Raw genomic sequence first — 12777 nt, 5'->3', positions numbered from 1 at the left:
TGAGGCGATCGTGACCAGCACACCGCTCAGCAGGAGCGAGGCGAAGGACCTGACCCGCCGCAGGCTGCTCAGGGCCGCTCTGACCATCCTCGACGAGGAGGGCGAGACCGGCCTGACCACCGGCAAGGTCGCCAAGGCCGCCGGCATCGCGCAGTCGAGCTTCTACGTGCACTTCAAGGACATGCAGGAGCTGCTGCGGGTGCTCGCCGAGGAGAGCGGCGACCGGCTGCGCGGCACGATGCGGGAGGCCCGGCGCAGGGCCCGCGAGGCGCCCGGCGACCTCGAACGCCACCGCGACACCTTCCGCATCCCGCTGGAGGCGATCTGCCGCCACCCCGAGCTGCTGCGCATCCAGCTGCGCGCGCGGCACGACCCGTCCTCCTCGCTGCGCGACTTCGCCGCCCGTACGGCCGCGGCCTACCGCGAGCACCACGCGGCCGACCTGGCCGAGCTCGGCTACACGGCCGGCGACGAACGGGACCGGCGCCGCCTGGAGATGATCGCCGAGGGCGTCGACGCGGCCACGAACGCCCTGGCCATGGGCCACCTGGAAGGCCGCTACCCCGACCTGGACGAGTGCGCCGACATCCTGGTCGCGCTGTCCAGGGGCGCCCTGCGGCTGCTCAGGCACGACTCAGGCGGGACGGCGGAGCGGGGTGAAGGCCCAGGTCATGCGCGGCTCGACGGCCCAGCGGAACAGCCCGCGCACCCAGGGCGTGCACAGCAGGGTGGCGGTCAGGACGCCCAGTAGGAGTGACAGCGGCAGCCCCAGGCCGAGCCGCTCGGCGCCCTTCACCACGAACCCGTGCAGCAGGTACGCGTACATGGTGGCCGAGCCCAGCCCGCTGAACCAGGTGCGCCGGGCCGGGGTGACCGCCAGGAACGCCGCCACCAGCACCGCCCCCGCGGCCAGCAGCCCCAGCCTGATCGCGGTGCCGGTGAGGTCGTCCACGCCGATGGCCGCGTTGGAGTGCCGCCACCTGATCCACTCGGTCGGCACCCGCTCGTGCACCAGCAGCGCGACCGCGAGCCCCAGCCCCAGCACGCAGAACCCGGCCAGCCGCACGGAGGACCGCCGCAGCAGGGCGAAGTGCTCGGGCCGCAGCATCAGGCCCAGCACGTAGAACGGCAGCAGCGCGAACGTGCGGTTCATGGCCAGCTCGCCGGGCAGCCGGTCGAGCCCGGTCAGCAGGGACAGCGCGACGGCGACCGCGAGCGGCCACTTGAGCTGCTGCCACACCGGCGTGGACAGCCGCCACAGGAACAGCGAGAGCAGGAACCAGGTGAGGTAGTACGGGTCGAGCAGGCTCAGCTCGAACTTGCCGTACAGGATCGGGCGGGGGAGCGAGTAGGCCAGCTCGAAGATCAGGTAGGGGACGGCGAGGGTGGAGAGAAGTTTGCGCGCCTTGCCCCCCGAAAACGTGAAATTTCGGGATAAATAGCCGCTAAGTACGATGAAAAGCGGCATGTGGAAGACGTACACGTAGAAGTACAAAGCGTGGGCGAGCGGCGCGTCGCGCTGGTCCTCGATCAGGTGACCGCACACGACCAGCACGATGGCCAGGTACTTCGCGTTGTCGAAGAACGGGTCCCTGGCGGTGGCGGGCCGGGCGATGACGGGTGCGTTCACAGACTCCGCACCCTAGCCGCGGCCCGCCGAACCGCCGGGAAACCGGGAATGAGGGCTTACCGAAGAGCGGGTGTCAGGCCCGCTCCCCGACCGTTGGAGAGCGGGTGTCAGGCCCGCCCCTCGACCGTCGCCTCCATCGTCGCCTCCATCACCGTCTCCATCGCGGCGGCCAGCGCCGAGACCGACGGCCCGTCGAGCCGCCCGTCGGCCACGACCGTGACGACCCGCCTGCTCAGCGTGTCCTCCACGACGAGCGGACGGTCCCACGCGAGCGCCTGACCGACCCCGGGATACTCCGCCACCCGCACGAACCAGGGGTCGTCGCCGTCCTGGACGAACACCAGCGTCCAGTCCCGCCCGTCCGGGCCGGTCCCGGCCATGGCCACCCAGCGGCCCCGGCTGCCGTGCACGGCCTCCTCGTCCCCGGGGAAGGTCACCCGGCCGGTCGAGGCGCCGGGCGCGCGCCAGAAGAACCCGCCGTAGCCCGCGCCGGGACGGCCCTTGGTGGCCGAGCTGTTGACCTCCAGCGGCGAGCCGGTGAGGTTGGTCAGCGTGAACGCGAGGTCCAGGGCCCACGCGTCGCCGACCGGCCGGGCGGTGACCGTGCGCCGCTCGCGGGCGATCAGCCGGTCGCCGGGGCCGATCCACTCCAGCTCCTCGGTGAAGCCGTCGTCGGCCAGCCGGGTGAAGGCGACGTGCCGTTGCCTGCCGTGGTCGTCCAGCCAGGCCGGTCCCCGTCCTTCGACGTAGGTGCGGCCGCCCCAGAAGTTCGCGCCGCCCAGGTCGGCGATCGCCACGCCGGCGCCGAGGTGGTGCACGTGGTCGTCGGGACGCACCTCGGTGACGGTGACGCCGCCCAGCGTGCGCACCGGATGCAGGTACGGCCGCGGCGAGTCGGTGACGGGCAGGTCGGGCCGCCACTCGTAGGCCGCGACCGGCGCGCCCGCCGCCCGCAGCTGCACCTTCGTCCAGGGCGCGCCGAGCTCGGAGTAGAGCGCCAGCTCCGCGGCGCTGCGCGCGGTCAGCTCGGCGATGCCGGGCAGGAACCGGTGGGTGACCGCGCCGTCGCCGTCGCGCTCCACGGCCTGGTGCCGCTCGGCGATGGGCAGCGGCTCGGGGGCCAGCCGCACCGCGTCCAGGACCTGGGTGAACGTCTCGGTGCGGGCGAGCGGGACGAGCAGCTCGGCTCCCGTGCGGATGTGCGCGACCAGGTTCTCCAGCAGGCCGTCGCGCTCGTGCACGGTGGTCTCCACCGAGCCGTCGGCCCGCTCCACCCGCAGCTCGTCCAGCGTGTACGTGAGCGTCGCCCGCCCCGCCTCCCCGTGCACCACCAGGTACGGCTCGCTGCGGCCGGTCGCGCACAGCGACACCGCGATCGTGATCACCGGCCCGCCGGCGATCCGGACGCGCAGGCAGGAGGTGTCGTCGGCCTCGATCGGATGGGCGTGGTACAGCTCGGTCTCGACCGTCTCGACCGGGCCGTCCACCAGGGCGAGCGCGGTCGCGACGGCGTGCGCGAAGGGGTTGGTGAGCGCGCCGTCCACCACGTCCGCGCCGTGCAGCCTGCGCCGTCCGGCCCAGGACGAGCGGGTGAAGTACGACGAGGGCCGCTCCCATGCGCCCGCGCCGCCGATGCCGCGGACGCGGCCGAGCGCGCCGCTCGCCATCAGCTCCCGCAGCGCGGGCACCGCCCGCGAGCCGAGGCTCTGGAAGCCGACCTGGCAGGCCAGCCCGGTCTCGGCCACCGCCGCGGCGATCCGCGCGTGCGCCTCGGGGCTGGCCGCGGGCGGCTTCTCCAGCAGCACGTGCGACCCGGCGCGCAACGCCGTGACCGCGAGGTCGGCGTGCGTGTGGATCGGCGTGCAGACGATCGTGATCTCGGCGCCGGTGGCGGCGATGAGCTCGCCCAGGTCCGCCGACTGCGGCAGGGGGCCGCCGTCGAGCTCCACCGGCCGCACGTCGCAGATCCCGGCCGGCTCGACCAGCCCGGTGGCCGCGAGCCGGCGCAGGTTGTCCAGGTGGTGCCGCCCGTGCCCGGTCGCGCCCGCCAGGACGACCTTCACGGGGCCCGTCCTCACGCCCATCGCAACCCCAGTCCGGCGTGGCCGCCCACGCTCAGCACGCCGTCCTCGATCCGCACCGGGTACGGCTCGGCCAGCAGCCCCAGGCGGGCGAACGAGGCGTCCTCGACGTCCTCGGCCAGCGGCGGCAGCGGCAGCGCCAGGGCGAGCTGCCCGGACACCTCGCTGAGCAGGTGCGGATGGACCGGCACGTCGAACGCCCTGGCCAGCTCGGCGATCCGCAGGAACGGCGTGACGCCGCCGACGCGCACCACGTTCGGCTGGACGACGTCGCAGGCCCCCGCGGCGAGCAGGTCGCGGAAGCCGTAGACGGTGTAGACGTTCTCGCCCACCGCGACCGGCACGTCGGTCGAGCGGCGCAGCTCGACGTGCGCGCCCACGTCGTCGGCGGGCAGCGGCTCCTCGATCCAGTGCAGGTCGAACTCGCGCAGCGCGGACAGGGCGCGCCGGGCCCGGTGCAGGTCCCAGCGCTGGTTCGCGTCGATCATCAGCAGCCGGTCGGGCCCGATCACCTCGCGGACGGCCGCCACCCGGGCCACGTCGTCGGCCAGGTCGGGGCGGCCGACCTTGATCTTGACGCCGCGGTGCCCGGCGGCCACCCAGCGCCGCGCCTGATCGGTCAGCTCCTCCAGGGAGTAGTGCAGGTTGACGCCGCTGCCGTAGGCCGGGACGTGCTCCCGGCGCCGGCCCAGCACGTCGGCCAGGCCGGCGTCGCCGCAGCGCAGGTCCCACAGCGCCAGGTCGATCCCGGCCAGCGCGACCGTGGTGATCCCGCCGGGGCCGGCCTCGCGCAGGTGCCGCCACAACCGGTCCCACACCAGCTCGGGATGGGCGGGCAGGCCGATCAGCGCCTCGCGCAGGTCGTGCTCCAGCAGGGCCTGGACGGCGTGCGCGCCGATCTGCGGCGTCCAGGAGAACCCGGTGCCGGTGCGGCCGTCCGCCAGCGTCACGTGGCAGACGATCACGTGGTTGGCCGGCACGTCCGGGCCCCACGGGCGGGGCAGGGGGACCGTCCGCAGCTCGGTCCGCAGGCCGGTGATCACGAGGCCGCCAGGGCGAGCCCGGACCTGATCAGCGCGTCGAGCTCGGCCAGATGGTCCTCGGCCACGTCGACCAGCGGCGGGCGCACCGGCCCGACGTCGAGGCCGCGCAGCCGTACGCCGGCCTTGACCAGGGCCACCGGGTAGCCGGGCACCTTGTCGCGCAGGCGGACCAGCGGTGCGTAGAACTCGGTCAGCAGCCGCTCGTCGCCGTTCAGGTACGCCACGGCGATCTCGGGGGCGAAGGCGAAGACCGCGCTGGAGTACAGGTCGACGCCGATGCCGCGGTAGGCGGGCATGGTCAGCTCGGCGGTCGGCAGGCCGTTGAAGAACAGGAAGTCCGGGTGCTTCTCGCGCACCGCCAGGACGGTCCGCTGCATCCGGTCGATGTCGCCGAGCCCGTCCTTGAGCCCGATCACGCCGGGGACGCCGGCCAGCTCGACCGCGGCGTCCGGGGTGAGCACGACCGGGCCGCGCTGGTAGACGATCACCGGCAGCTCGGCGGCGACGGCGGCCACGTACGCGGCGAAGCCGCTCGCCGGACCCTGCGTCAGGTAGGGAGGCATGAGCAGCAGGCCGTCGGCGCCCGCCGCGCGGGCCGCCCGCGCCTGGTTCAACGCCGCGCCGATCGGGCCGCCCGCCCCGGCGAACACCGGGACCCGCCCGTCCACCACCTCGGCCGCCACCCGGACGGCCCGCGCGTGCTCGGCCTCCGACAGCGCGGAGAACTCGCCGGTGCCGCAGGCCACGAACACGCCGCCGGGGCCGTGCGCCATGCCTTGCCGGATGTGCTCGGCCAGCACCTGCTCGGCGAGCGCGCCGCCGGCGTCGAAGGGGGTGACGGGGAAGAACAGCACACCGCTGAGATTCATTCGGATTCCTTGAGTTCGGTTCGCCAGCTTCGCTTGGGCTCCCAGCCGAGCAGGCGGCGGGCCTTGTCCGTGGAGAAGGCGGGCGCGGTGCCGGTCAGGGCCGCCGCCAGCTCCTCGGTGCCCGGCACGGCCTGCGGCAGCAGTTCGGCCAGCGGCTCCCTGGCCAGGGCGTCGGCCGCGCCGGCGAAGAAGACCTCGCCGTCCGGCAGCTCGGGCAACGCCGCGACCAGCACGGCGAACAGCTCGCCGGCGTCGCGCGCGTCGATGTAGTTGAACAGCGAGACGCCGCCGATCCGCGGCTGGTCGAGCCGCTCCCTGACGGTGTGCCCCGACTGCGTGGGCGCGCCCGCCCACTCCTCGGGCGGGATGACGAAGCACGGCCGGACGGCCGCCATCCTCGTCCGGCCGGCCCGCGCGAACGTCTTCATGGTCTGCTCGGCCACCAGTTTGGACAGGTTGTAGGCGTTCCAGGGCAGCGCCGGGTGCTCCTCGTCGATCGGCAGGTACGACGGCCGCCAGCCGCCGGGCGCGCCGTACCCGATCACCGTGGGGCTGCTGGCCACCACCACGCCGGACACGCCCAGCTCCACCGAGGCCGCGCAGACGTTGAACGCGAGCCGGGTGTTCACCTGGAAGATCACTGACTCCGGCCGGCTGAACGGCGTCGCGATGGCCGCCAGATGGATCACCGACTCCGGCCGGAACCGGGCGACGACCTCGTACGCCTGGCCGGTGTCGGTGAGGTCGGCCGGTGACGTCGCGGCGGCCTCGACCGGCGTGCCGGGGGCCTGGTCCACGCCGATCACCTCGTGCCCGGCGGCGGCGAGCGTGGTGACGACGCTGCGGCCGAGGCGTCCGGCGCTGCCGGTGACGAGCACTCTGCTCACCGTGGGGGACTCCTTCAGGACTGCAAACAGTTGCACCAAACCTATGGGCCAGGCAGGGCGAGGCGTCAAGAGCCGATTTTCGACCATGGCTTCTACCTGGGAAGATGTGTCAGTGTCCGAGGGCGGGTTGGTCGGCAAGCGCTTTCATCGATGCCATGGTGCCTGCAAGCGGTTGCGTTAGGGTGGGTGGCTGTGACAGTGACGATTCGTGATGTGGCCCGCGCTTCCGGTGTGCACGTATCGACCGTGTCGCGGACGTTCTCCGCGCCGCACATGGTGAACGCCGCCACCCGGACCAGGGTGCTGACGGTGGCCGAGGAGCTGGGATACCGGCCCAACAGGGCGGCCAGGGCGCTCACGACCGGGCGTACCCACAACCTGGGCCTGATCGTGGCCGACATCGCCAACCCGTTCTTCCCGCCGCTGATCAAGGCCGCGCACGCCGCGGCCCGGCAGCGCGACTACCACCTGTTCGTGGCCGACACCGACGAGGAGCCGGCCGCCGAGGAGGAGCTGATCCAGGCGTTCTCCAAGCAGGTGGACGGCGTGGTGCTGTGCAGCCCGCGCTCGTCGAACAAGGCGCTGGAGCGGCTGGCCGAGCGGGTGCCGTTCGTGGTGGTCAACCGGCGGCTGCGCGGCGCCGCCACGGTGCTGATGGACGTCGGGCACGGCGCGCGGCTGGCGGTCGAGCACCTGGCCGGGCTCGGGCACCGCCGCGTGGCGCTGCTGTCCGGCCCGCCGGGCTCCTGGACGAGCGGCGAGATCCGGACGGCCGCCGAGCGGGTGCCGGGCGTCGAGCTGGTCGTCCTCGGGCCGAACGCGCCCACCGAGCAGGGCGGCCTGGCCGCCGCGGCCGCGGTGCGCGAGGCCGGGGTGACCGGGGTGCTGGCCTACAACGACCTGATGGCGATCGGCCTGGTCGAGGGGCTGGGCGAGCTCGGGCTGAGCGTGCCGGAGGACGTCAGCGTGGTGGGCATCGACGACATCGTCCCGGGGCGGCTCAACCGTCCCAAGCTCACGACGGTCGCCATGCCCACGGCGGCGGCCGGGCGGCTGGCGGTGGACCTGCTGATCCAGGAGGTGACCGCCACGACCTCGCTGGAGACGCGGCTGGTGGTGCGGGAGTCGACGGCGCCGCCCCGATGACCTGCAAACGGTTGTACTAATGCGCAGCAATATTCGTCCTACCTCTTCGCGGTAAGCGCTTGTCACCAGGGAAAACAGTGTGTCGATATATCGATAACGGCGATGTAACGCCTGCAAAGGGTTGACGGAACTTTCCCGGCAGCTATAGGAAAGCGCTATCCATTCACATCTCGCCGGAAGGTCCGTGATGACGAATGAGTTCCGTCATGGCTGACTCGGTGGCGGTGAGACTCCCGGACGCCGCGACCCCGCCCGAGCGGGGCGACCGTCGCGCGTCCAGACGTTCCCGCCGCGAGGCGCGGGCCGCCTACCTGTTCCTGGCGCCCTGGTTCGCCGGTCTGCTCGTCATCACGATCGGTCCCATCGTCGCCTCGCTCTACCTGTCGTTCACCGACTACAACCTCCTGGAGGAGGCCAAGTGGGTCGGGTTCGACAACTACGTCAAGATGTTCACCGAGGATCCCCGTTACCTGAACTCGCTGAAGGTGACGACGATCTACGTGGTCGTCTCCGTGCCGCTGCAACTGGCCTTCGCGCTCGCGCTGGCCCTGGTGCTCGACCGCGGGCTGCGCGGCCTGTCGCTCTACCGGTCGATCTTCTACCTGCCCTCGCTGCTGGGCGGCAGCGTGGCGATCGCGATCCTCTGGCGCAAGGTCTTCGGGGCCGAGGGCCTGGTCAACGCCGTGCTGGCGGTCTTCGGGATCCAGGGGCCCGGCTGGGTCAGCGACCCCGACACCGCCCTCGGCACGCTGATCATCCTGCACGTCTGGACGTTCGGCGCCCCGATGATCATCTTCCTGGCCGGGCTGCGGCAGATCCCCGCCAGCTACTACGAGGCCGCCGCGGTGGACGGCGCCGGCGTGTTCCGCCAGTTCCGGTCGATCACGCTGCCGCTGCTGACGCCGATCATCTTCTTCAACCTGGTGCTGGAGATCATCAAGTCGTTCCAGTCGTTCACGCAGTCGTTCATCGTGAGCGGCGGCTCGGGCGGGCCGGCCGACTCCACGATGTTCAACACGCTCTACCTCTACCTCAAGGGCTTCAAGAGCTTCGACATGGGCTACGCGGCCGCCATGGCGTGGGTCCTGCTGCTCATCATCGCCGGTCTCACCGGGGTGAACTTCCTCGCGTCCAAGTATTGGGTCTTCTATGGCGACACCAAGTAGGCCGCTGCCCGTGCTGTTCCGCCCGTTCAGGGGCGGCCGGGTGGTCAAGCACGTGCTGCTGATCGGGTTCGGCCTGGTCATGCTCTATCCACTGCTGTGGATGATCTCCAGCTCGCTCAAGCCCGAGGAGCTGATCTTCCGGCAGCCCGGCCTGTGGCCGAGCGAGGTCACACTGGAGAACTACACCGAGGGCTGGACGGCGCTGAAGCACCCCTTCGGCTACTACCTGTGGAACTCCGCGGTGATCACCGCGCTGTCGGTGGTGGCGAACCTGGTGGCCTGCTCGCTGGCCGCCTACGCCTTCGCCCGGCTGAACTTCCCGCTCAAGAAGCTGTGGTTCACCCTCATGCTGGGCACGATCATGCTGCCGCACCACGTGCTGATCGTGCCGCAGTACGTCATGTTCTCCAAGCTCGGGCTGATCAACACGATCTGGCCGCTGGTCATGCCGAAGGTGCTGGCCACGGACGCGTTCTTCGTGTTCCTGATGGTGCAGTTCATCCGCTCGCTCCCCAGGGAGCTGGACGAGGCCGCCGAGATCGACGGCGCCGGCTACTGGCGCACGTTCATCAGGGTGATCATCCCGCTCTGCACCCCGGCGCTGGCCACGACGGCGATCTTCACGTTCATCTGGACGTGGAACGACTTCCTCAGCCAGCTCCTCTACCTCAACAACCCGGACAACTTCACCGCTCCGGTGGCGCTGCGCACGTTCCTCGACGCCAGCAGCGACTCGTCGTGGGGCCCGATGTTCGCCATGTCGATCGTCGCGCTCGGGCCCATCTTCGGCTTCTTCCTGGCCGGCCAGAAGTACCTGATCCGTGGTGTGGCCACCACGGGACTGAAGTAGTTCCCCCACCCCCCGACACAGACGAATCCCACAGGAGGTAGAGCCGTGAGCTCTGGCAAGAAGACGTGGTCGGCGGCCCTGCTCGCCACCGCCGTGCTGGCGGTCACCGCGGCCTGCGGCAGCGGCGGCGACGACGGCGCCGGCGGGAAGGTCAAGCTGCGCTTCTCCTACTGGGGCAGCGACGCGCGGCAGAAGATGACCGAGGAGGCCATCAAGAAGTTCGAGGCCAAGAACCCGGGCATCGACGTCGAGGGCGAGTTCTCCGACTTCGCCAGCTACTACGAGACGCTGTCCACGAAGGTCGCCGCGAGCGACGCCCCGGACGTCATCACCCTGGAGATCCGCGGCCTTCGCGAGTACGCCGACCGCGGCACGCTGGCCGACCTGACCGGCAAGGTCCAGACGGCCGACATCGACCCCAAGCTGCTGGGCACCGGCGGCATCGACGGCAAGCAGTTCGCCGTCCCCACCGGCGCGAACGTCTTCTCGGTGGTGCTCAACCCGGCCCTGGTGGAGTCGGCCGGGCAGAAGGTGCCCGACGACACGAAGTGGACGTGGAAGGACTACGTCGACCTCAGCTCGAAGATCACCGCCAAGGGCGGCGGCACGGTCTACGGCACCCAGCTCAACTGGAACCCCGCCTTCCTGCAGATCTTCGCCGCCCAGCGCGGCGAGCCCTTCTACCAGGGCAACAAGATCGCCGTCACGCCCCAGACGATCGTGGCCTGGTGGCAGGTCATGCTGGACACGATCAAGGCCAAGGGCAGCCCGGACGCCGCCAAGACCGCCGAGGTCGGCGCGACCAGCGTGGACCAGTCGCTGCTGGCCACCAACACCGGCGCGTCCGGCATGTGGTGGAGCAACCAGCTCGGCGCGGTCGTCAAGGCGTCGGGCAAGGAGATGAGCCTGCTGCGCCTGCCCAAGGCGGAGGGCGCCACCACCGGCGGCATGTTCCTCCAGCCGGCGATGTTCTACACCGCCTCCGCCAAGAGCGAGCACGCCGCCGAGGCCGCCAAGTTCATCGACTTCATGATCAACGACGCCGAGGTGGGCGGCATCATCCTCAGCGACCGCGGCCTGCCCGCCAGCTCGAAGGTCCTGGCCGCGGTCAAGGACAAGCTGCCGCCCGCGGACCAGAAGACGCTGCAGTTCGTCGACTCCATCAAGGGCGAGCTGGCCGACCCGCCCGCCGCGCCGCCGAAGGGCGCCAGCGCCCTGGAGGACATGCTCAAGCGGTACACCGAGGAGGTCATCTTCGGCCGGATGGCCCCCGACGTCGCCGCCCAGAAGTTCCTGACCGAGGCCAACGCCGCCCTCGGCGGCTGAGAGGACGACCATGAGGTACGCGTTCGTCGGGCTCGGGCACCGCGCGCAGCTCTACGTCGACGCGCTGCTCGGCGAGTGGCGCGACACCGGCACGGTCGTCGCCCTGTGCGACACCAACCGCACCCGCATGGACTACTACGCCGAGCGGATCGGCCACGAGGTGCCGTGCTTCGCCCCCGCCGAGTTCGGCAAGGTGCTCGAACTCGCCGACGCGGTCGTGGTCGCGACCGTGGACGCCGCGCACGCCCGCTACGTGTGCGCGGCCCTGGACGCCGGCCGCGACGTCATCGTGGAGAAGCCGCTCACCGTGGACGCCGGGAGCTGCGCGGCCATCGCCGAGTCGGCCCGGCGGAGCACCGGAAGGCTGATCGTCACCTTCAACTACCGGTACTCGCCGCGCAACTCGGCCGTGCGCCGCCTGCTGATGGACGGCGCGATCGGCGAGGTGACGTCCGCGCACTTCGAGTGGACGCTCGACACCATCCACGGCGCGGACTACTTCCGCCGCTGGCACCGCGACCGGGCCAGCTCCGGCGGCCTGCTCGTGCACAAGTCCACCCACCACTTCGACCTGGTCAACTGGTGGCTCGGGGCGGCGCCGGAGACCGTCTTCGCGCAGACCTCGCTGCGCTTCTACGGCTCGGCCAACGCGCGGTCGCGGGGGCTGGCCGGCCGTCCCCAACGCGGCCGGGGCGCGCCCGGCCTCGGCAGCGACCCGTTCATCCTGGACATCGCCGCCGATCCCCGGCTCAAGCGCCTCTACCTGGACGCCGAGCACGAGGACGGCTACATCCGGGACCAGGACGTCTTCGGCGACGGCGTGACCATCGACGACAACATGGCGGTCCTGGTCCGGTACGACAGCGGGGCGCTGCTGACGTACTCGCTGAACGCCCACGCGCCCTTCGAGGGCTACCGGGTGGCGTTCAACGGGACGGCGGGACGGCTGGAGCTGGAGGTGGTCGAGCGGGCCTGGACGCCGCCGCACGCGGCGATCGACCCGAGCGCCGCGTCCAAGGAGCACGCCGCCGGGGCCTGGGAGCGGCTCACTTTGCGCCCCCACTGGGCGGAGCCGCGCGAGGTGCCGATCGAGGCGGGCGCGGGCGGCCACGGAGGCGGCGACCGGCTGCTGCTGGACGACGTGTTCCGCGGCCCGGCCGACGACCCGCTGGCCCGGCAGGCGGGCTACCTGGACGGCATCCGCAGCGTCCTGACCGGCGTCGCGGCCAACCTGTCGGCCGCCTCGGGCGCCCCCGTGCACCTGGCAGACACCGGCACCCGCCTTGCCTGACGGTTCCGCCCCGGCGGTGTTCGGGGAGCTGGCCGAGGTCGTCGGCGGGCAGTGGGAGCTGTTCCCGTCCCTGCCGGGTCCGCGGTTGCGGGCGGCGGCCCGGCAGGCGATCGGGGTGCCCGCCCTGACCGTCGCGGACGTGCGCGTCGAGCGCACGTGGACCGACGGCGACCTGCACGGCGAGGAGCTGTCGTGGACGGTCGGCTTCGGGCCGCGTACCAGGGCGTACCTGCTGAGACCGCGCGACCACGGCGGCCCGCTGCCCGGCGTCGTGGCGCTGCACTGCCACGCGGGCATGAAGTGGGCGGGCAAGGAGAAGATCGCCGACGGCCCGGAAGGGCCGTCGGCCGAGGTGCGGCGGCTGCGGCGGGACGTCTACGGCGGCCGGGCCTGGGCCGTGTCTCAAAGGATCGTGAGCCAGTCGTTGATGGCGGCGATGTGGACGGTGGCTTCGTAGCGGACGGCGAGTTTGTCGTACCGGGTGGCGA

Annotated in this window: 12 protein-coding genes; 7 read left to right on the top strand and 5 right to left on the bottom strand. The window is 71.8% G+C overall.

The window, feature by feature from the left end:
* Positions 1-10 precede the first annotated feature (10 nt).
* Positions 11-751 (top strand): TetR family transcriptional regulator, encoded by a 741-nt coding sequence (locus ACIBQ8_RS18615; protein ID WP_397192529.1) that lies wholly within the window; start codon positions 11-13, stop codon positions 749-751.
* Here ACIBQ8_RS18615 and ACIBQ8_RS18610 read toward each other — a convergent pair.
* The 5 genes from ACIBQ8_RS18610 to ACIBQ8_RS18590 all read right to left on the bottom strand — a co-directional run bounded on the left by ACIBQ8_RS18610 (position 635) and on the right by ACIBQ8_RS18590 (position 6510).
* Positions 635-1630, bottom strand: a complete 996-nt coding sequence (locus ACIBQ8_RS18610; protein ID WP_397192528.1) for an acyltransferase family protein — start codon at positions 1628-1630, stop codon at positions 635-637. The genes ACIBQ8_RS18615 and ACIBQ8_RS18610 overlap by 117 nt on opposite strands.
* A gap of 107 nt (positions 1631-1737) precedes the next feature.
* Positions 1738-3693: a DUF6807 family protein gene (locus ACIBQ8_RS18605; protein WP_397192527.1), complete on the bottom strand. Its 1956-nt coding sequence runs from the start codon at positions 3691-3693 to the stop codon at positions 1738-1740.
* An 11-nt stretch (positions 3694-3704) separates the two neighbouring features.
* Positions 3705-4754 (bottom strand): mandelate racemase/muconate lactonizing enzyme family protein, encoded by a 1050-nt coding sequence (locus ACIBQ8_RS18600; protein WP_397192526.1) that lies wholly within the window; start codon positions 4752-4754, stop codon positions 3705-3707.
* Positions 4751-5623, bottom strand: a complete 873-nt coding sequence (locus ACIBQ8_RS18595) for a 5-dehydro-4-deoxyglucarate dehydratase (protein ID WP_397192525.1) — start codon at positions 5621-5623, stop codon at positions 4751-4753. Before ACIBQ8_RS18595 ends, ACIBQ8_RS18600 begins: the two co-directional genes overlap by 4 nt.
* Entirely contained in the window at positions 5620-6510 is an 891-nt protein-coding gene (locus ACIBQ8_RS18590) for an NAD-dependent epimerase/dehydratase family protein (RefSeq protein WP_397192524.1), read from the bottom strand. Before ACIBQ8_RS18590 ends, ACIBQ8_RS18595 begins: the two co-directional genes overlap by 4 nt.
* Before the next feature lie 192 nt (positions 6511-6702).
* On the opposite strand from ACIBQ8_RS18590, the gene ACIBQ8_RS18585 reads away from it, so the two are divergent.
* From ACIBQ8_RS18585 to ACIBQ8_RS18560, 6 genes are all read left to right on the top strand, one after another.
* Complete coding sequence (locus ACIBQ8_RS18585) at positions 6703-7656, top strand: LacI family DNA-binding transcriptional regulator (protein ID WP_397192523.1); 954 nt, start codon at positions 6703-6705, stop codon at positions 7654-7656.
* A 206-nt stretch (positions 7657-7862) separates the two neighbouring features.
* Positions 7863-8822: a carbohydrate ABC transporter permease gene (locus ACIBQ8_RS18580; RefSeq protein WP_397169883.1), complete on the top strand. Its 960-nt coding sequence runs from the start codon at positions 7863-7865 to the stop codon at positions 8820-8822.
* Positions 8806-9672, top strand: coding sequence for a carbohydrate ABC transporter permease (locus ACIBQ8_RS18575; protein WP_397169881.1), 867 nt, complete (start codon positions 8806-8808; stop codon positions 9670-9672). The genes ACIBQ8_RS18580 and ACIBQ8_RS18575 overlap by 17 nt, the downstream gene beginning before the upstream one ends.
* 45 nt (positions 9673-9717) lie before the next feature.
* Positions 9718-10998, top strand: coding sequence for an ABC transporter substrate-binding protein (locus ACIBQ8_RS18570; protein ID WP_397169880.1), 1281 nt, complete (start codon positions 9718-9720; stop codon positions 10996-10998).
* A 10-nt stretch (positions 10999-11008) separates the two neighbouring features.
* Positions 11009-12289, top strand: a complete 1281-nt coding sequence (locus ACIBQ8_RS18565) for a Gfo/Idh/MocA family protein (protein ID WP_397192522.1) — start codon at positions 11009-11011, stop codon at positions 12287-12289.
* Complete coding sequence (locus tag ACIBQ8_RS18560; RefSeq protein WP_397192521.1) at positions 12282-12746, top strand: hypothetical protein; 465 nt, start codon at positions 12282-12284, stop codon at positions 12744-12746. The genes ACIBQ8_RS18565 and ACIBQ8_RS18560 overlap by 8 nt, the downstream gene beginning before the upstream one ends.
* The last annotated feature ends 31 nt before the right edge of the window (positions 12747-12777 follow it).

The organism is Nonomuraea sp. NPDC049646 (genome assembly GCF_044465525.1).
Lineage (GTDB): Bacteria > Actinomycetota > Actinomycetes > Streptosporangiales > Streptosporangiaceae > Nonomuraea.
The sequence above is the reverse complement of the archived record's forward strand: the minus strand, read 5'-3'. Positions and strand labels throughout refer to the sequence as shown.